This is a genomic window from Amycolatopsis thailandensis, from assembly GCF_042723255.1.
Taxonomy (GTDB): domain Bacteria; phylum Actinomycetota; class Actinomycetes; order Mycobacteriales; family Pseudonocardiaceae; genus Amycolatopsis; species Amycolatopsis thailandensis.
The window spans coordinates 135938-153925 of the sequence record NZ_JBHXJK010000002.1; the positions used below are offsets into that span (position 1 = coordinate 135938).

The window sequence follows — 17988 nt, forward strand, 5'->3', positions numbered from 1 at the left end:
GACCGCCGCCGACAACGGAATCAACACGGCGATTGCGCCGCTCGTGAAGTCGGCTCGCACTGGCGGGAACGACCGGCACTCGTCGTGCACGGAGCATATGCTCCTGCACGTGGCTCGCCCGTGAAACCAGCCCTGGGACTCCCGCTACCGTGAGTGACACGTGATGGCCACCTGCCGGTCAAATCCGCCGAGGAGCTCCGTTACCGGAGTAAGTCCGCAGAGCGGTACTGGCGCACCGATGGCTTTTCCTTCAGCGGCAGCCGGGGAATCACCGCGCTGCCTTCAGTCGTGGTGGACGAGCGTGGATGCGGCGGTGCAGGCCTGTTCGTCCTCGGCGAAGGTGTGCCATCCGCCGGAACAGGCGAGTCGCCGTTCGCTGTCGATGACGGCCTGTGCCAGCTCGCGCACTCGATCACCGGTCGCTTCGAGGTCGGCGAGGTGACGCAGCGCGGCGATTCGGACAGGCAGGCAGTCGCCGTGGGCGAGTGGGTAGGCCAATTCGGTCAGGATGGTCACAGGCTCGGTCGGGTCGCCGGTGATCCGCGCCAAGGCGTAGGCGGCTTCGGCGCGAGTCCAGTCGTCGGCGGAACGGCTCAAGGAACGGAGTTCGTCAACGCACGACGCGGCCTGAGGACCAAGGTCGGCCAAGAGAGCGATCATCGTGTGTCGGCGGTCCGGTCGGGTGACATGATCCGTCAGCGCGGCGACGGCTCTATCGGGATCGGCACCGGTGCGCCAAAGTGCCCATGCCGCGGCAGGTTCGCTCGTGTGGCGTCGCAACGCGTCCACCGCGCTGACCGCGGCGGGCCCCATGGCCCCGATCGCCTTCGCTGCCGCGGGCCGCACCTTGTCGTCGTCGAGGAATCGAGTGACGACGGGTAAGGCGGCTGCCGTGCTCGGTCCCCAGGCCGCGATCACCTGGCACAGGTTCGACGCGAGTATGGCGTCGCGGCGCGCTTTGGCCAGCCGGGTGATGACCGCGTCCAGAAGAGCATCGACGTGTCCACGCAACGGGATCAGTACCTCGCCGATCCCCGGCTGCTCCAGTATCGGAATAGTCCTGTCGTAGTAGGTGCTCGCGTAGCCGAACCCGAGGCGGCTGCCGGACAGCCGTTTCACCAGACCCGGTACACAGCCTGGATGATGCTGCCTGGCCAGTGCCCACACCGCGGCATCCCCTACGGTCGTGGCAGAACGAGCGTCCCGCACCGTGTGATCGGTGGTGCGGGCGATCAACTGTTCGGCGTACGGCGCTCCTCTCTCGCCTACGCAGGCGAGCAGGGCTGCCGCCCGGTAACGCGCTTCCGGCGATTCGTCGTCGAGGTGCGCGGCCAGCAGCGGCAGTAGCTCCTCGGTGGTGGTGCGCCACTGGGACAGCACCTGCTGGACATGTCCCAGCGCGGCGACTCGCTTGGCCGTGTCACCGGAACGAGCGACGGCGCGAGCGAACGCGGTGGCCGTGGCCGGATCGCCGAGCAACAAACTCCCGGTCTCGTGGACGAGCGCCGCCGGGCCATGGCCGACCCACTCGGAACCCTGGTACCGCACGGTGTCGGCGTTCAACACTCCCGATATCAGCAGGTCGACCTCGTCCGTCGCGACAGCGGGATCGGACGCGGCCAGAGCATGCACGGCGGCCAGCCCGATCAGTGGGTCTTCATCAGCCAACAGCGCTTTCAGGTCCTCGCGTAGTGCTTCGTCCCGCGACCAGGCGAGCACGGCACCCAACGCGAACACGAGATCGATCCGGATCGTGCGATCGGTCTCCACCGTCCACCGTTGGCGCAGCTTCGCGGCCGACTCGGGGTGACGGATACCGTTCGCGGCGAGCGTGATCGCCGCCCGCCGCACGGCCGGATCCGTGTCGTCCAGCAAAGCAAGCAGTCGTGGTCTCACGCTCTCCAGCGCGGGCCGCCAACCAGGGGCGACGAACCGCTCGGAAACCTCGGCCGCTTCACCCGCCAGCCAGCCGACCAGCTCGACCACCTCGTACCGCTCATGGACGGCCGGATCACCGGCGAGGTCGACCAGACCGGGCAACGCGGCCGGCGCAGCCGAGCACACCCATCCTCCTTGATGGAAAAGCTTGTTCGACAGGTCGGAAAGCGCGTCCGAGGCTGTCTTCGCGTCCGGGCTCGCACAGCCACGGAGCAACCCCGGGACATCCGACGCATCGCCGTAATTGTGTTCGAGCCGCGACCAGTCCACATTGTCCAAGGCGTCCCCCATCCCTCCACCCTAGACAAACGGAGTGCGGCGGATGGCTCCGCCAAGGCGGTCTTTCGTTCAGCGGAAGAGGCGGAAGAACCCGCGCACCTGCTCGACCAACGACTCCGGCTGCTCCAGAGCGGCGAAGTGGCCGCCTCGTGGCAGTTCCTCGAACCAGCGCAGGTCGGTGAACCGCAGTTCGGCCTCCCGTCGTGAGGGGCGGGTTATGTCGCGTGGGTAGATCGACAGCCCGGATGGCGCGGTCACCTTGTCCCGGAAGTCGGCGAAGCTCTCCCAGTACAGACGCGCCGACGACGTGGCCGACGCGGTGAACCAATAGACCGAGATCTCGTCGAGGATCTTCTGCCGCGGCAACACGTCTCCGGGATGGCCGTTGTCGTCCGTCCACGCCCGGTACTTCTCGGCGATCCAGGCGGCCTGGCCCGCCGGGGAGTCGGTGAGGCCGTATCCGAGGGTTTGCGGGCGGGTCGCCTGGATCGCCGAGTACCCCCGGCCGGTGCGCTGGAACTCCTTCTCGGCCTGGAGATTCGCCAGTTCCGCGGGCGTCGGGTCGTCGAAAGTGCCCGCTGCCACGGATCCCAGGTTCAGGTGGACGCCCGCGACACGCTCGGGTGCCACCTCGCCCAGCGCACCGGACACCGCCGAACCCCAGTCACCGCCCTGCGCGCCGTACCGCTCGTACCCCAGCGACACCATCAACGTGTCCCAGGCGCGCGCGATGCGCGTGACACCCCATCCGGTCGTCGACGGCTTGTCACTCCAGCCGTACCCGGGCAACGACGGCGCGACCACGTGGAACGCGTCCGCCGGATCCCCGCCGTGCGCGCGCGGATCGGTCAGCGGGCCGAGGACATCCAGGAACTCCAGCACCGAGCCCGGCCAACCGTGCGTGAGCACGAGCGGGAACGCGTCCGGCTCCGGCGATCGGACGTGCAGGAAGTGAATGCCCAGCCCGTCGACCGTGTCGCGGTACTGGGGGAAGGCGTTCAGCCGCTCGGCGAACCCGAAGTCGTACTCCTCGGCCCAGCCACGGCACAGCTCCTGCGCGTAAGCCAGCGGCAACCCCTGCGACCAGTCGTCCACCGGCTCGGGCTCGGGCCACCGCGTCCGTCGCAACCGGTCACGCAGATCCGCGATCTCGGCTTCGGTGATGCTGCCCCTGAACGGCTCGGCGGCCATGACGGGCTCCCTTCGGTCGACGGCGCGGTTCGCAGGACCCAACGTCATGAAAGCAGGCAGCTTTTCGTTCCGCCCCACGCCAAGGTCCGCGGCCCGGACGGTTCAGCTGACGAAGCCCGCCGACTTGAGCCAGTCGTGAGCGACCGTGGCGGCCTTCTGGCCGTCGACGCTGACCTTCTTGTTCAGGTCCGTGAGCGTCGCGGTGTCGAGCTTCGCGGCGATCGGCGTGAAGACCTGTTCCAGTTGCGGGTATTTCTGGGCGAGCGGAGCGGCGATCGTGATGGCGGGGTTGTACGTCGGGAAGAAATGCTTGTCGTCTTCGAGCACAGTGAGCTGCTGCGCGGCCACGCGCCCGTCGGTGGAGGCGACCGAGCCGAAGCCGCAGGGCTCCCCCTTGCCGATGCTCGGGTAGACGACGGCGTCGTTGAGCAGGTGCACCTGCGGGTCGGGCAGTGCGAACCCGTACGCCTTCGCCAGGCCTGGGAAGCCGTCGTCCCGGCTCTTGAACTCCGGTCCCATACAGGTCGAGGCCGCTGCCGGGTCCCGCTTCACCAGGGCCGCGTAGTCGGACAGCGTCTTGACGCCGGTCCGGGCCACTGTCGCCGGGTTGCCGGCGAGGGCGTAGGTGTCGTTGGCGGGCGAGCGTGCCCACCAAGTGACGCCGTTGGCGATGTCGGCCTGCTTGACCGCTTCGTACTGCGCCTGCGGGTCACTGATCGGCTTGGTCTGGTTGAGATAGCTGATCCAGGCGGTGCCGGTGTATTCCCAGTACAGGTCGACCGCGCCGCTGGTGAGCGCTTGGCGGACGTTGCTGGAGCCGGTGATGTTGGTCTTGTCCTGCGGGCTCGCCCCGGCGGCCTGCAGTGCGACGAGCGCGATCTGGCCGAGCAGCAACTGCTCGTCGAACTCCTTGGAGCTGACGCGGATCTGGACGCCGTTCAGCGCGTCGATCTTCTTGATGGATCCCGCACCCACCTGGGCACCGGTCTCGTCCTTGCCGATCGTGCAGCCGACCGAGAGCGCCGCGGTCGCGACGAGCGCGAGCACAACGGCGGTCGTGCGCTGGAGCATCCGCATGGTTGGTCCTCCTTCGAAGTCGGTCGAGCTACAGGCCGCGCGGGTGCAGGACCTCCTCGGCGACCAGGCCGAGCCAGTCGACGAAAAGCGCCAGTGCGGCGACGATGATGCCGAAGGTCAGGCTCAGGATCGGGCGGTACAGCCCGATCCCGGCGACCAGCCCGCCGCCGAGGCCGCCGCCGTCGACGAACGTCGCCAGCGTCGCGCTCGCGACCGTGAGCACCAGCGCGGTCCGGATCCCGGCGAGAATCACCGGGACGGCCAGCGGCAGTTCGATCCGCCACAGGATGGCCGTCTTGCCCATGCCCATTCCTCGCGCGGCGTCGACGAGGGTCGGGTCGACGCCGTCGAGCCCGACGATCGTGTTGCGCAGCACCGGCAAAGTCGCGTAGACGACGAGCGCCGTCACCGCCGTGGCGGTGCCCGTGCCCATCCAGAGCGCGAGCAGCACGACGAGCCCGATCGACGGGATCGCCTGGCCGAGGTTCCCCAGCCCCAGCCCGATGGGCCTGGCCCAGCGGGCGCCGGCGCGGGTGAGCAGGATGCCGAGCGGGAGGGCGATGGCGACGGTGCACGCCGTCGAGATCACGGTGAGCCGCAGGTGCTGGCCCAGTTCGGTGAAGATCTCGCCGGCGTTGAGAAAACGCTGTTCGATCGAGTCGATCTCGTGCGCGCGCACGATCAGGAAGAGCGCCAGCAAGGCGAGGGTCAGCAGGATCGGGCGCACCAGCAGCCCGAGCCGTCGACGGCGAGGCCGCGCGGGCGCCGTGGTGTCCGGACCGGGGGCCGGCGCCTCCGGGATCGCGGGCTTGGTTGTCTCGCCGGTATGTCCGAGCGCCGCGACGAGACCGTCGACGTCGCACACCCCCAGCGGCCGCGCGGGGTTCTCCCCGGTGACGACGACCGCGGTGCTTCCGGTCCGCACCATCACGTCCAGCACGTCCAGCAGGGTGGCGTCGGGCCGGGCCGGTGGCAGGCCGTCCGGGCTCGCCATCTGCCGGAGGTCCAGGTCGCCCACCCGGATCAGCGCGAGCCGCTTCAGGTTCCGCTTCGAGCCGGCGAAGCTCGCGACGTACTCGTCCGCCGGCGCGGCGAGGATCGCCTGGGGCGTGTCGTACTGAGCGATCACCGACCGGGGCCGAAGCACGGCTATCCGGTCGCCGACCTTCAGCGCCTCGTCGAAATCGTGCGTGACGAACACGATCGTCTTGCGCACTTCCCGTTGCAGGCGGAGGAATTCGTCCTGCAGCCGGGCGCGGGTGATCGGGTCGGTGGAGCCGAACGGCTCGTCCATCAGCATGACCGGCGGGTCCGCGGCCATCGCCCGCGCCACCCCGACGCGCTGCTGCTGACCGCCGGAAAGCTCACGCGGATACCGGCTGCCGTGCTCGCGGTTCAGGCCGACGACGTCGAGCAGTTCGCGCACGCGGTCGGCGACACGTCGTCGAGTCCAGCCGAGCAGCCGTGGCACCACGCCGATGTTGGCGTCCACCCGCAGATGCGGGAAGAGCCCGATCTGCTGGATGACGTAGCCGGTGTTGCGCCGGTGTTCGTCGAGGTCGAGCGCCGACACGTCGGTGCCGCCGATCGTGACGACGCCCGCGGTGGGCTCGACGAGCCGGTTGATCATCCGCATGGTCGTCGTCTTGCCGCATCCCGACGGACCGGTCAGCACGACGATTTCGCCCGCGGGGATCCGCATCGTCAGGCCTTCCACCGCCGGTACCGCCCGCCCGGGGTAGTGCTTGCCGACATCCCGCAGCTCGATCGCCTCACCGCTCCTGCCGGCCACCGCCGTCGACGCCGCCGGGGCCGCCGCCCGGCCGGCACGGGGGCGTCGCCGGGTGGTCAGCTTGCCGACCATCACGAAGGCGAGGTCGAACAGCAGCGCCAGCACCATGATCCCGAGCGTTCCGGTGAGGACCTGGTTCAGCGAGTTGACCGAACCGAACCGGCCGAGCCCGTCGAAGATCTCGTTGCCGAGGCCGGGCCCCTTGACATACGCGCCGATCGCCGCGATGCCGATCGTGATCTGCGTCGAGACCCGGATGCCGGAAAGGATCACCGGCCAGGCGAGCGGCAGGCGCACACGGAACAGCAGCCGCGCGCGGCCGAACCCCATCCCGCGCGCCGCGTCCACCACGGCCGGATCGACGCCGCGCAGCCCGACGATCGTGTTGCGCGTGATCGGCAGAAGCGCGTAGAGCACCAGTGCGCACAGGACATTCGTCAGCCCCAGCCCGAACGGGCCGATCAGGATGCCCAGCAGCGCGATCGACGGAACGGTCAGGAACGCCGCCGTCGTCGTGGTCGCCATCGCGCCGAGCCAACGCCGCCGGTAGGTGAGCAGGCCGATCGTCATCCCGATCAGCACGGCCAGTGCCATCGCCGCCAGAGTGAGATCCACGTGCAGGATCGCGTCGTTGACGACGTCGATCCAGTTCTCCCGGAGGTACTCCGACAGGCTCAGGGCGCCACTCCTCGACGTAGCAGGGAGAAAATCGCCGACCACGTCAGGTTCGGCCGGTCTCAGCCCAACACGTCCTCGGTGCTCCTGTCCACAGCTCGGCGTAAAGATCTCGATCCGGCGGCTACCGCCCCACCAGCTCGTTCGTCCAGCCGGTCACCGCGTCGTGCAGCAGCGGCGCGTTGGGCGCGAGGTTGATCGAGTGCCCGTAGCCCGAAAGCACGAACGTGCGCAGGTTCGCCGCGGGCGAGTAGTACCCGGCCTCACTCTGCCGCAGGCTTTCCGCGCTGGAGCAGTCGCTGGCCAGTGGGCCGCAGAACACGCCGTCCCGCTCTCCCATGGCGAGCAGAACGGGCGCGCTGATCTGCCTGCTGTAGGGAAGCACCACACCGAGCACGACGGCGTCCACCATCTCGCCGGGCGCGATCAGGTCTTTGGTCGCCTCGTCCACGTCGATGACCTGCTGGTCGAAGGGCCCGGGGTGGTGGAAAGCGGTGTACCGCATGCCCGGCGCCGTGGTCAGATACCCCGGGTTCGGCAACGCCGGGGTCAGCGAGGCCACCGTGGGCACCACCGTCAGCGGGGCGAGCCGGTGGGTGAACCCGGTGATCACCACGCCGTCCACGTCGTGGAAAGTGCCCGCCTCGATGATCGTGGTGGCCGATCCGAGCGAGTGCCCGACGAGGACGATCTTGTCGAACCCGGGCCCCGAAGTGCCCGTCCGCATCGCCTGGATGGCGTGGTGCACCGCGTTGGCCTGGGCGCTCGCGGACAACAGCGCGCTCAGCGGCTTGGAGCTGCGCCCCGAGCCGACGCGGTCCACCGCCAGGGTGGCGTACCCGGCGTCGTTCACCGCCTTGCGGAACGAGTGGGTCTCCGAAAGGCCGGGCGGGTCGTAGTAGGCCGAGTTGTACGTCCCGCCGGGCACCAGCACCTGCAGTGTGCGACTGCCACCCGGCGGGACGCACAGCCTGCCGTACATGGTCTGGTCCTTGAGCCCGAGCAGTGGCGTGGCCACCAGTGACACGGGGATGTTCAGGTCCTGGCAGGCCGCCTCGGTGGCGGACGCCTGCGCCGGGGTGAGCACCGTGCCGACGCACAGCAGAGTCAGCGCCGCAGCAATGAGGCGACGCAAGGGCAAACGCACAAGAATCTCCATACTCCGTTGTGGGACAACTACTTCCTCGGGCGCACTGTCATCGGCATGCCACGCGGGTAGGCCATGGTGGTGTACCGCACCCGGACCGGGCCGACGGGTTCCAGGCGCCATCGCGCGAAGATCGTCGCCAGGCCGATGACCACCTCGGCCCGGGCGAACAGGTGGCCGATGCACTGCCGGCTCCCGCTGCCGAACGGGATGAACACACCCGGCGGCAACGATCGCACCCGTTCGGTGGACCAGCGATCCGGATCGAAGACGTCCGGGTGATCCCAATACCGGGGATCGGTGTGCAGGGCGAGCGGGCTGAACATCACCTCGTCGCCGGGCCGCAGCCGCACCGGGCCGAGGTCGACCTCCTGCTCGGTCCGGCGCATCAGGATCCACAACGCGTACTTCCTCAGCACCTCGCTGACCACCTGACCGGTGTAGACCAGCGCGGGCAGGTCGTCGAAGGTCACCGGGCGCCCTCCCAGCACCTGGTCCACCTCGGCCCGCACCCGTTCCGCCATGCCGGGGTCACGCCCCAATTCGTGGCAGGACCAGGCCAGGATCAGCGCGGTGGTCTCGGTGCCCGCGGTGAGCAGGGTCATCACCTCGTCGTGCACCTGCTCCCGGGTCATCCGCTCCCCGGTCTCGGCGTCCCTGGCCAGCAGCAGCGTGGACAGCAGGTCACCGTGGTCGGTGTCGGCGTCGCGGCCCGCCAGCAGCTCGTGCACGACGGCCTTCATCCGTGTGGTGGCCTGGTCGAAACGCCGGTTGAACGGCAGCTTCTCCGCGAAGCCCGGGGAGAGCACCCGGTACATGCCCAGCCGAATGATCAGGGGGATCGAGCGGCGGGCTTCGCGGATCGCCTCCTCGCCCAATTCGGTGCCGAACAGCGTCTCGCCCACGTTGGTCATGGCCAAGGCGTGCATGTCCGCGTCGAGCTGCCGCACCTCGCCCGGCCGCCAGGACTCGACCAGGGCGGTGGTCGCCCGGACCCAGATCTCGGCGTAGCGACGCAGGTGCTGCCGTCCGAAGGCGGGCAGCATCAGCTTGCGCTGCCTGCGGTGGAAAGGCTCGTCGGACAAGGCCAAGCCATTGCCGGCGTACGGCCGGAATTTGCGGAACATGATCCCGGTTCCGAAGCTCGATCCGTTCGTCACCAGTACACGGTGAATGATTTCCGGATTCGTGAGGAAATATGTTTGAAGTGGCCCCAATGACAATTGGACCACGTCACCGTGTTCCCTCAGTCCGGCGGTGAATCGGACGGGACGGCGGACCAGCGCGACTGTATGTCCCAGCAACGGCCACCGTCCGGGTGCCACCCGGAGGGCCACGAGAAACTCCTTGGTATTGAAGGGAAAACTGGAAGGTCGCCACCTTACGACCATTCGGCCGCGCCGACAGCACCCGATCGGGTAGAAGGCGGCCACGATTGACGGATTAAGGCGTTGTGGCCGGAGTGGGTATGCTGGTCCGTCTCCCGAACCCGATGAGGTGCGTGATGGTGAGTACACGGGACTGGGTCCCGGCCGGAGTCGATACGGCAACACCGAACGTCGCCCGGATCTACGATTACTGGCTCGGCGGCAGCCACAATTTCGAAATGGATCGAAACACCGCGGACCACATCGAGCGAACCTTGCCCTGGGTCCGGCAATCGGTGCGGCTCAACCGCGCCTTCCTCGGCCGCGCGGTGCGCTTCATGGTCGCGCGAGGCATCCGCCAGTTCCTCGATTTGGGCGCGGGCATCCCCACCGTGGGCAACGTGCACGAGATCGCCCAGCGGGAGGCTCCCGAAGCCCGGGTGGTCTACGTCGACAAGGAAGCAGTGGCGGTCGCGCACAGCGAGCTGCTGCTGGCGGGCGACGACCGCACCTCCGTCCTGCACGCGGACGTCCGCGACGTGGCCGGGGTGCTGGCCAGCTCGGAGGTCCGGCGGCTGATCGACTTCTCCGAGCCGGTGGGCCTGCTGTGCATGCTGCTGTTGCACTGGATCCCGGACGAGGACGACCCTGCCGGACTGATACGCGCCTACCAGGAACCCTTGACCCCGGGCAGTCTGCTCGCCTTCACCCACGTCACGTCCGACGCACAGCCGGAGTTGATCGCCGCGGCGACCGGCCAGATGGCCGAGCAGCGCGGCGAGGTGCCGCTCGACCGTTCCCATGACCAGGTCCTCGGCCTGCTCGGGGACCTGGAACTGGTCGAGCCGGGCCTGGTGGGCTGTGGCAGCTGGCGACCGGCCGGGCCCACCGACATCGCCGAGGACCCGATCTGGAACGAGCTGCTCTACGCAGGCGTGGCGCGGAAGTCCTGAACCCATGACCGAACCCGGCAGACACATCCCGGCGCCGTCCAGGGACGGTCGCCACGAACGAGGCCTGCTCGCGCGCAAGTGGGCGTACCTGCTGGGCGGGATCGGCTACGTGCCGCTGACGCACTCCCGCTTCGAGACCGAGCTGACCGCGTTGCTGGACGTCGTGTGCGCCGAAATCCACGAGAGCGGGCAGGAGCACTCGCCGTCGCTGGAGGCCGAGGGCGCCCGGCTGGTCGAGCTGAACTGCGCGAGCGGGCAGGCGCTCACCGTCACCATGGGCATCCTGGGCAAAGGCCTGCTCACACTGCCCGAATTCCAGCCCTCCGGCGAGTTCGCCGAACGCGTGGTGGGCGTGCTCGGCGAACTGGCCGCGGGCATGTTGGTGGCCGCGCAGGGCGCCACCCTCGCCCAGCAGGAGACCTTGAAGTTGTCGCTGCTCAAGGCCGTGCGGGACGCCAAATACGAGCTGCGGACCGCGCAGGCGCGGTTCGACGAGGTCGCGCTGTCCTCGGCCAGCGGCATCCTGGTCGCCGACCTGGACGGCACACTGGTCACCGTGAACGCCGCGGCGGGCTTGATGCTCGGGCACGCCCCGGATCAGCTGACCGGACGCGATCTGTTCGAGCTGGTGCACCCCGACTACACGCCGGTGCTGCGCGAGGACTATCGCGCGCTGCTGGCGGGCAAGGTCGAGCGGATCAAACAGTCCCAGCGGCTACTGCACCGCGACGGCGAGCCGGTGTCGGTGTCGTTGACCGCCTCGCTGTTGCGCGGCGCCGGGGGCGAGCCCAGCCACTTCGTCACCGTTCTCGAGGACGGCACCGAGCTTTTGCTGCTGCAGAACGAAATCAACCGGCAGGCCCTGCACGATGTGCTCACCGGCCTGCCCAACCGGCAGTGCTTCGGCACGCGGATGGAGACCTCGCTGGGCAGAGCCGACCCGGAGCTGGGCGTGACGCTTTTGCGACTGGAGCTGGACTCCTTCGCCGTGGTGCGCAACGGCCTCGGCGAGCGCGTGGCCGACCAGCTGCTGGTCACCGTGGCGCAGCGGCTGAAATCCGTGCTGGCCGAGGAGAAGGCGCTTCTCGCCCGGTTCGACGGTGCCGAGTTCGCGGTGCTGGTGGAGAACGCGCCGGACACCCCGGACCCGGTGCGCCTGGTGCACGAGCTACGCCAGGAGCTGGCCGAACCGACCTATGTGGACGGTCACGGACTGGCTCTGTCGGTCAGCGTCGGCGTGGTCAACCGGCCCGCCCAGGACCGCGAGGCCGCCGATCTGCTGCGCGAGTCCCACCAGGCACTGCGCCGGGCCAAGGCCAACGGGCACGGGCAGTGGGAGCTGTCCCACCCCGAGCAGAACCGGCTGGACCGCGAGACCGACGCACTGGCCGCGGTCATGCCGGGCGCTTTCGAGCACGGGGACGTGCGGGCGCGGTACCGGCCGCTGGTCCGGCTGGCCGACGGTGCGGTGCACGGGATGGAGGTGCTGCTCGGCTGGGACCCACCCGGGGTGGGCGCGCTGTCCGACCGGAGCTGCCGCCGCCTGGCCGAGGCCACCGGGCTGATGCTGCCGCTGGGCGAGTGGCTGCTGAGCACCGGCTGCCGGCAGGTGGGCTGGTGGCGGCAACGGCTGGACCGCGACCTGCGGCTGCTGATCAGCCTGAGCCCGCACCAGGCGGCCGACACGGACCTGCTCACCCGGGTGGTCGGCGTGCTGGAGGAGACGCGGTTCCCGGCCGAGCGGCTGCTGGTCGAGCTGCCCATGTCCGCCCTGAGCACCGACCTCGGCGAGACCAGGGACAACCTGCGGGCGCTGGCCGATCTGGGCGTGCGGCCGGTGATCAGCGTCGGCGGGCTGGGCGAAGGCGCGCTGGCCGTGGTGGCCGACTTGCCGGTGCACGGCGTGCGGCTGGACGGCGGGCTGTTGGACGGGTCCGCGCCGGACTCGCCGGTGGCCGGCCTGCTGCGGGAACTGCCCGGCTTGGCGCACCGGGCGGGCGCGGAGGTGATCGTGGACGGTCTGGCCACCGCCGGGCGAGCGCGGTTCTGGCAGGCCGCCGGAGCCGAACTGGCGCTGGGCGACCACTGCGGGGCGCCCTGCGGTCCGGACGAACTGGCCGCCGCCATCGACGATTTCGGTTGGCGGACAACGTAGGCGTTTTCAGACAAGCCCGTTCTCGTAGGCGTAGATGACCACCTGAGCGCGATCACGCACGCACAGCTTCTGGTAAACGTGCTTCACGTGCGACTTGATGGTGCTCTCGCCGAGCATGAGCGTCGAGGCGATCTCCTCGTTCGAAAGACCGCGGACGAGCAGCCGGAAGACGTCCAGCTCGCGCGGGGTGAGCGTCATCAATCCGGATTCGGCGACCGAGGCGAGCACGGGACGGCGAATGAACTCGGAGATCAAGCGCCTGGTGACCGACGGCGACAGCATCGAATCCCCACTGGTCGCGGCCCTGATCGCTTCGGCGAGCTGCGCGGGCAAGCAGTCCTTGAGCAAGAACCCGCTCGCCCCCGCGCGCAACGCCTCGAACACGTGCTCATCCTGGTCGTACAGCGTCAAAATGATCACCTTCGTCCGGACGGCGGCATCGGGTCCGCAGATCTCGCGGGTGGCCTGCAGGCCGTTCATCCTCGGCATGGTGATGTCCATCAGCACCACGTCCGGACTCAGCGCCTTGACCATTTTGACCGCCATGAACCCGTCGGCCGCCTCCCCCACCACCGTGAAACCGGATTCCTGGGCGAGCGCCGAGCGGAGCCCGTCACGAATCAGCGCGTGATCGTCGACCAACAGCACCCGAATGGGCTTCATGTCCCCGTGCGCGCAACGGGAAACGCGGCACGGAGCACGAATCCGCCGTCCCCGGTGGATCCGTGCTCGAGCTCGCCCCCGCTGCGGGTGACGCGGTCACGCAGCCCGGGCAACCCATACCCGCCGCCGTCCGAGACACGGGAGCGCCGCGGCGCTCCGGCGCTGCTGCGCACAGCCACCGTCAGCGGGTGATATCCGAGAGTCACCCTGACCACACCTTCGCCCACGTGCTTGATCGCGTTGGTGAGCCCTTCTTCGACCACCCGCAGCGCCACGCGGCGCTCACCTTCCGGCACCGGACGTTCGGCACCGACCGTTTCCATCGAGACCGACAGCGCGCCGTCCGGGATACGCGAAACGATCTTGCCGATATCTCCCGCCAATTCACCGGACGAGTCCGTCGAGGAAACACGCTTCAGCGTGCCCACAATTTCCCGGATCTCCGCCAGTGCCTCGGTGGCCGACTCGTCGATGATTCCGAGACTTGTTCGCAATTCAGGAACTTGGACACTCAGATGCCGCACCTGCATCGCGATGATCACCAGCCGGTGCCCGACGGAGTCGTGGAGTTCCCCGGCGATACGAGCACGTTCGACCTCGACCGAGGTCGCGGCCGTCATCCTCTTCCGCAACCCGAATTTGGTACGAAATCCACGCGCCGTACCGGAAAAAAGGTCTAGAAAACACTGTCGGAAAGACCGAAACCCCCAGTATTTCATCATCACTGGCCCCCCTGAGCCATGCGCAGTCCCCCTACGCGCCGAAATTAGTGGTAATGAACGCTACCGCCACTCGAAGCGCTGGTCAAGGAACTGTCGAGCAAGGCCGATCAGGGGAGGATAGGCTCATTCCCAGTGCGCGATCACTTTCAGCGTCCGCATCCGCGCGGAGCGTCGAAGTCGCCGTAGCGGTTCGGTGATGGAGTGCTGAGCATTACTCCTTTCAAAAGCCGAGAAAGCGTCTTCGCTCTCCCAGTCCGAGGTGAGAACATAACCGGATTCGTCACGGCACAGCGTCTGGCGGAGGCAGCCTGGCTGTTCCCTCACCCAGGCGGCCACCAGGTTCCACTCGCGCTCGAACTCCGCGGTGTCCCCGGCGGCCACCGTCATGGTCAGCTCGGCGCGTACTACCCGGGCCATGGCAGACCGAACAGCGCCGTCGCGTTGCGCCAGCCGACCGCGTCCCGGTCCTCGGCGGGCAGTGCCGACACCAGCCCGGTGACCCGGTCGAGCTGCGCCAGCAAAGGCGGCGAGTCCGAACCGAACAACACCCGCCCGGATCCGAACACCCGCAGGTTCGCGGAGAGCTGCGCCTCGCTCGGGCACGACGTTTCGACGTAGACCTTCGCCAGCGAATCGACGGCGCGCCCGGCGAGCCGGGGCCCGGACGCGGCCCGCCCCGGTGTCCTGGCCACCGCCAGTCCCAGTTTCTCGGCAAGCAACGCGAGTCCACCGCCACCGGCGGCGGCTATCAGCGGCAGCTGGGGATACCGCTCCAGCCAGCCGCCTGCCACGATCGCGGCGATGCCGATCGTCACATCGCAGGGCCGCGCGATGTGCTCGATGAGGCCGTGGTGGCCGTGCAGCCCGGCAGTGCCCGACGGCTCCGCCGGCGGATGCACCAGCACCGGCACCCCGGTCTCGTCGGCCATGGCGAAGAAATCGGCCGCCCGCTCGGAACCGAGGTACTCGCCGCGCACACTGCTGTTTATCAGCAGGCCGGCGAACCGGTCGTCCTTCACCAGCTCGGCCGCCTGGCCGAGCATGGCCTCGTCGCCGAACGGGTCCAGGTAGGCGTACGCGCGGAGCTCGGCGGGGAACCGGTCGACCAGTTCGCCCATGAGCTCGTTGTGCGCCCGGACCCGGTCGGCGGGCTGATCGTAGTTGCCCGCGGCGGCGCCGGGCACCATGGAGCCCGCCCCGACCGGGCTGCCGATGATCGTCATCCGCACCCCCAGCGCGCGTTTGGCGGCGAGGGAACCGGCGGGGTCGCGAAGGCTCGGCGGGCCTCCTCCGGTCTCCCCGTACGGCGCGAGATGGCCGTGCACGTCGATGTACACGGCACTCACGCGTCGACCGGCGCGGCACGGTCCGGCGCCACCCTGGTGGTGATGTGCTCCATCATGGCGCGGCGGAAGAACTCCCTGGCGCCGTCCGGGGTACTCGCGTCCCGGCGATCGCTGTCGACGAGATACTTGTCGAGTTCCCGCTCCACCTCCTGGATGTTGGGTTCGGCCGAGATGTGGCGGACCAGATCCGGCAGGTTGCCCTCGATCTCGATCATCCGGACGACCAGTCCGTCCTTCATGAACACCGAGGTGCTGAGCAACCTGGTGCCCGCCGGGGTGACCCGGTTGGGCGGCGGGTAGTTGGCTAGCAGCTCGCGGACCGCGTCCTCGGTGCCCGGCCGGATCCTGAACATTACCGCGAAGCGTTCCACTTTCGGCCTCCTGTCGAAGTGTGCGTTCCTGGCCAGCCTCACCGTGATCGGCGCGGCTGTCTGCCTTCCCCGGCGGGAGGCCGCCTCTCCACTGCGCGGGTGAGGTCCTGCCCCGTGCGGAGGTTGTCCCCGTTGGTAGGCATGAAAAAGAGACCGACGGAGGTGGGTATGCGGATCAATCTGACCGGGAAGACCGCGCTGGTGACAGGCGGGCCCCGCGGGATCGGCAGGGCCGTGACACTGGCGCTGGCCGAGGCGGGGGCGACGCTGGTCGTGTGTCATCGTCAGGACAGCGCGGATGCCCTGGAGCTGGGCGAAAAACTGGGCGCGGGGCACAGCGTTCTCAAGGCCGACGTCAGCGTCGAGTCCGACGTCGACGCGCTGGCCGAGCACTGCCGGAGCCGGTTCGGAACACTCGACATCGTGGTGAGCAACGCGGGGGTGATCTCCCACGTGCCGTTCGGGAAGCTGCCGTTCGAGGAATGGCGCCGTGTCGTCGACACGAACCTGACCGGCACCTTCCTGGTGACCCAGCGAACGCTACCCTTGTTGTCCCCCAACGCTTCTATCGTTCTGATCGGCTCGAAGGCGGCGGCCGTCGGCGTGCCGTTGCGCGCGCACTACACGGCGACGAAGTCGGCGCTGGTGGGTTTCATGCGCAGCGTCACCAAGGAGATCGGCACGAACGGGACGCGGATCAACGTGGTGGCGCCGGGCATCGTCGACACCGTCGAGCTGTCGCCGGAAGCGAGAAAACGCTACGAGACCATCATCGCTCTCGGCAGGCTCGGCGAGCCGGAAGAGATCGCGAACGTCGTCGCCTTCCTGGCCAGCGATCTGGCCCGCTACGTCACCGGCGAGACGATCAACGTGGACGGAGGAACCTGAAATGCCCCCTACAGCAGGCTTTCGCGTCATGCTGACCATGCGGATCCACCCGGGACGCGGTGCCGAGTTCGAACAGGCCTGGCGTGCGGCGGGCGCGGCGGTGAGCGGCCACCCGGCGAACCTCGGTCATCGGCTCTACCTCGACGGCGGCACCGAAGACCTGTACTACATCTGCAGCGACTGGATCGACGAGGAACAGTTCCGCGCGTTCGAGAACAGTCCGGCGCATCTCGAGCACCGGGAGAAGCTGCATCCCTACCGGGCCGAAGGCAGCATCGCGATGATGCGCGCCGTGGACGGCGCGGCGTGAGCGGCCGGGTGCGAGTGCTCGTCTGGCACCGGGCGGGCACATCGGGTGCGGACCCGATCGCCGACGCCTATCACGAAGTGAGCCGCGAGCTGCTCGGCGTGCCCGGTCTGCTCGGGAACGAGCTGCTCGGTGCGGCCGTCGACCGCGATGTGCTCGTGGTGATGAGCGAATGGGAGAGCATGGAAGCCTTCAGCGCCTGGGAAAAAGGTGCGGGACATCGCGGCACCACCGCTCCGCTGCGCCCGTTTCGTGACCACACCAGGCCTGTCCCGTTCGATGTGCTGACCGTACTGGCCGAGTACCCGGGGGCGGCCACGTGAAGGTGATCGGAGCCGGTTTCGGCCGCACCGGGACCGCCTCGCTCGCCGAAGCGCTGGAGCGGCTCGGTTTCGGGCCGTGCCACCATATGTTCGACGTCGTCGGCGAGCCATGGCGGATGCGCGACTGGATCACCGCCGCGGAAGGCGGCGACGTCGACTGGGACGCCGTGTTCCGTGGCTACGAATCGACGATCGACTGGCCGTCCGCGGCGTTCTGGGCCGAGCTGGCCGCGCATTTCCCCGCCGCCAAGGTGATCTTGACCGTGCGTGATCCGGAGAAGTGGTACGACAGCGCGTCGAACACGATCTTCAAGAACGCGCTGCGACGGCGTGGTCCGGTCGGCCGGGCGGGACTCGCCGTGCTGCGGCGCTTCAGCCCGCCGTTCGCCACCTTCCTCCGCATGACGGACGCGGCGATCCTGTCCAGGGTCTTCGACGGCCGTCTCGCCGACCGCGCGCACGCGGTCGCGACCTTCACCCGGCACGTCGAAGACGTCAAGTCGCGAGTCGAGGCGGACCGGCTGCTGGTCTTCGACGTCGCCGAGGGCTGGGAACCGCTGTGCGCCTTCCTCGGCGTCCCCGTCCCGGATTCGCCGTTCCCCCGCGGCAACGACACCGCCGCCTTCCACCGCGAGGACCGCCGGCGCATGTCCCGGCTCATCCTGAGCCGGTGACCGAGCCGGGCGTGGGCACGCTCAGGAGCCTCCGGAACGGCGTTCCGGAGGCTCCTATTGAGGGGTAAGGCAAAGGTGGCGTGTGCCTGGCCTGCCCACCTGCCGGTTTCGGGTGTTGCG

At 68.8% G+C, this 17988-nt stretch carries 17 protein-coding genes and 2 pseudogenes; 6 read left to right on the plus strand and 13 right to left on the minus strand.

The window, feature by feature from the left end:
* Window positions 1–282 precede the first annotated feature (282 nt).
* The 8 genes and pseudogenes from ACFWMR_RS01475 to ACFWMR_RS01500 all read right to left on the minus strand — a co-directional run bounded on the left by ACFWMR_RS01475 (window position 283) and on the right by ACFWMR_RS01500 (window position 9436).
* Window positions 283–2064: a HEAT repeat domain-containing protein gene (locus ACFWMR_RS01475; RefSeq protein WP_378376048.1), complete on the minus strand. Its 1782-nt coding sequence runs from the start codon at window positions 2062–2064 to the stop codon at window positions 283–285.
* Window positions 2065–2286: 222 nt separating this feature from the next.
* Window positions 2287–3408, minus strand: a complete 1122-nt coding sequence (locus ACFWMR_RS01480; protein ID WP_378376050.1) for an epoxide hydrolase family protein — start codon at window positions 3406–3408, stop codon at window positions 2287–2289.
* A gap of 102 nt (window positions 3409–3510) precedes the next feature.
* Window positions 3511–4485 (minus strand): glycine betaine ABC transporter substrate-binding protein, encoded by a 975-nt coding sequence (locus ACFWMR_RS01485; RefSeq protein ID WP_093935317.1) that lies wholly within the window; start codon window positions 4483–4485, stop codon window positions 3511–3513.
* 28 nt (window positions 4486–4513) lie between these two features.
* Window positions 4514–5479, minus strand: a complete 966-nt coding sequence (locus ACFWMR_RS42660; RefSeq protein ID WP_449224314.1) for an ABC transporter permease subunit — start codon at window positions 5477–5479, stop codon at window positions 4514–4516.
* Window positions 5474–6349, minus strand: a pseudogene (locus ACFWMR_RS42665) (ABC transporter ATP-binding protein); the annotation flags it as partial. The gene ACFWMR_RS42660 and the pseudogene ACFWMR_RS42665, both read right to left, overlap by 6 nt.
* Window positions 6350–6400: 51 nt before the next feature.
* Window positions 6401–6871, minus strand: a pseudogene (locus ACFWMR_RS42670) (ABC transporter permease); the annotation flags it as partial.
* Window positions 6872–7076: 205 nt separating this feature from the next.
* Window positions 7077–8099: an alpha/beta hydrolase gene (locus ACFWMR_RS01495; protein ID WP_378376054.1), complete on the minus strand. Its 1023-nt coding sequence runs from the start codon at window positions 8097–8099 to the stop codon at window positions 7077–7079.
* A gap of 29 nt (window positions 8100–8128) precedes the next feature.
* A complete protein-coding gene (locus ACFWMR_RS01500; RefSeq protein WP_378376056.1) occupies window positions 8129–9436 on the minus strand; it encodes a cytochrome P450 in 1308 nt (435 codons plus the stop codon).
* Window positions 9437–9603: 167 nt separating this feature from the next.
* On the opposite strand from ACFWMR_RS01500, the gene ACFWMR_RS01505 reads away from it, so the two are divergent.
* Together ACFWMR_RS01505 and ACFWMR_RS01510 are read left to right on the plus strand one after the other, a co-directional pair.
* Window positions 9604–10419: an SAM-dependent methyltransferase gene (locus ACFWMR_RS01505; protein ID WP_378376058.1), complete on the plus strand. Its 816-nt coding sequence runs from the start codon at window positions 9604–9606 to the stop codon at window positions 10417–10419.
* Window positions 10420–10423: 4 nt separating this feature from the next.
* Entirely contained in the window at window positions 10424–12574 is a 2151-nt protein-coding gene (locus ACFWMR_RS01510; RefSeq protein WP_378376059.1) for a putative bifunctional diguanylate cyclase/phosphodiesterase, read from the plus strand.
* Between the two features lie 6 nt (window positions 12575–12580).
* Here ACFWMR_RS01510 and ACFWMR_RS01515 read toward each other — a convergent pair whose 3' ends face one another.
* The 5 genes from ACFWMR_RS01515 to ACFWMR_RS01535 all read right to left on the minus strand — a co-directional run bounded on the left by ACFWMR_RS01515 (window position 12581) and on the right by ACFWMR_RS01535 (window position 15676).
* Entirely contained in the window at window positions 12581–13237 is a 657-nt protein-coding gene (locus ACFWMR_RS01515) for a response regulator (protein ID WP_378376061.1), read from the minus strand.
* Window positions 13234–13959, minus strand: a complete 726-nt coding sequence (locus ACFWMR_RS01520) for a sensor histidine kinase (RefSeq protein ID WP_378376063.1) — start codon at window positions 13957–13959, stop codon at window positions 13234–13236. Before ACFWMR_RS01520 ends, ACFWMR_RS01515 begins: the two co-directional genes overlap by 4 nt.
* 123 nt (window positions 13960–14082) lie before the next feature.
* Window positions 14083–14346 carry an antibiotic biosynthesis monooxygenase family protein gene (locus ACFWMR_RS01525; protein WP_378376065.1) on the minus strand — a complete coding sequence of 88 codons (264 nt, stop codon included), beginning with the start codon at window positions 14344–14346 and terminating at the stop codon, window positions 14083–14085.
* Window positions 14347–14363: 17 nt separating this feature from the next.
* Window positions 14364–15305, minus strand: a complete 942-nt coding sequence (locus ACFWMR_RS01530; protein ID WP_378376067.1) for an amidohydrolase family protein — start codon at window positions 15303–15305, stop codon at window positions 14364–14366.
* The gene (locus ACFWMR_RS01535) at window positions 15302–15676 is read right to left on the minus strand and encodes a SchA/CurD-like domain-containing protein (RefSeq protein WP_378376069.1); all 375 of its coding nucleotides are present in this window, start codon (window positions 15674–15676) and stop codon (window positions 15302–15304) included. The genes ACFWMR_RS01530 and ACFWMR_RS01535 overlap by 4 nt, the downstream gene beginning before the upstream one ends.
* 168 nt (window positions 15677–15844) lie before the next feature.
* Here ACFWMR_RS01535 and ACFWMR_RS01540 point away from each other — a divergent pair, with 168 nt between their 5' ends.
* Genes ACFWMR_RS01540 through ACFWMR_RS01555 form a run of 4 tightly spaced genes read left to right on the plus strand, consistent with a single transcriptional unit; the run spans window position 15845 to window position 17868 of the window.
* Window positions 15845–16564 carry an SDR family NAD(P)-dependent oxidoreductase gene (locus tag ACFWMR_RS01540; protein ID WP_378376071.1) on the plus strand — a complete coding sequence of 240 codons (720 nt, stop codon included), beginning with the start codon at window positions 15845–15847 and terminating at the stop codon, window positions 16562–16564.
* A 1-nt stretch (window position 16565) separates the two neighbouring features.
* Complete coding sequence (locus tag ACFWMR_RS01545) at window positions 16566–16874, plus strand: antibiotic biosynthesis monooxygenase family protein (RefSeq protein ID WP_378376073.1); 309 nt, start codon at window positions 16566–16568, stop codon at window positions 16872–16874.
* Entirely contained in the window at window positions 16871–17194 is a 324-nt protein-coding gene (locus ACFWMR_RS01550; protein WP_378376075.1) for an antibiotic biosynthesis monooxygenase family protein, read from the plus strand. Before ACFWMR_RS01545 ends, ACFWMR_RS01550 begins: the two co-directional genes overlap by 4 nt.
* Window positions 17191–17868, plus strand: a complete 678-nt coding sequence (locus ACFWMR_RS01555; RefSeq protein ID WP_378376077.1) for a sulfotransferase family protein — start codon at window positions 17191–17193, stop codon at window positions 17866–17868. Before ACFWMR_RS01550 ends, ACFWMR_RS01555 begins: the two co-directional genes overlap by 4 nt.
* Window positions 17869–17988: the final 120 nt, after the last annotated feature.

What these genes read in the sequence shown, in the direction of transcription:
- ACFWMR_RS01545 (WP_378376073.1), top strand. Translation starts at nt 16,566, where the DNA reads ATGCCCCCTACAGCAGGCTTTCGCGTCATGCTGACCATGCGGATCCAC.
- ACFWMR_RS01540 (WP_378376071.1), top strand. Translation starts at nt 15,845, where the DNA reads ATGCGGATCAATCTGACCGGGAAGACCGCGCTGGTGACAGGCGGGCCC.
- ACFWMR_RS42660 (WP_449224314.1), bottom strand. Translation starts at nt 5,479, where the DNA reads ATGGCGAGCCCGGACGGCCTGCCACCGGCCCGGCCCGACGCCACCCTG.
- ACFWMR_RS01505 (WP_378376058.1), top strand. Translation starts at nt 9,604, where the DNA reads ATGGTGAGTACACGGGACTGGGTCCCGGCCGGAGTCGATACGGCAACA.
- ACFWMR_RS01485 (WP_093935317.1), bottom strand. Translation starts at nt 4,485, where the DNA reads ATGCGGATGCTCCAGCGCACGACCGCCGTTGTGCTCGCGCTCGTCGCG.
- ACFWMR_RS01510 (WP_378376059.1), top strand. Translation starts at nt 10,424, where the DNA reads ATGACCGAACCCGGCAGACACATCCCGGCGCCGTCCAGGGACGGTCGC.
- ACFWMR_RS01525 (WP_378376065.1), bottom strand. Translation starts at nt 14,346, where the DNA reads ATGACGGTGGCCGCCGGGGACACCGCGGAGTTCGAGCGCGAGTGGAAC.
- ACFWMR_RS01515 (WP_378376061.1), bottom strand. Translation starts at nt 13,237, where the DNA reads ATGAAGCCCATTCGGGTGCTGTTGGTCGACGATCACGCGCTGATTCGT.
- ACFWMR_RS01480 (WP_378376050.1), bottom strand. Translation starts at nt 3,408, where the DNA reads ATGGCCGCCGAGCCGTTCAGGGGCAGCATCACCGAAGCCGAGATCGCG.
- ACFWMR_RS01520 (WP_378376063.1), bottom strand. Translation starts at nt 13,959, where the DNA reads ATGATGAAATACTGGGGGTTTCGGTCTTTCCGACAGTGTTTTCTAGAC.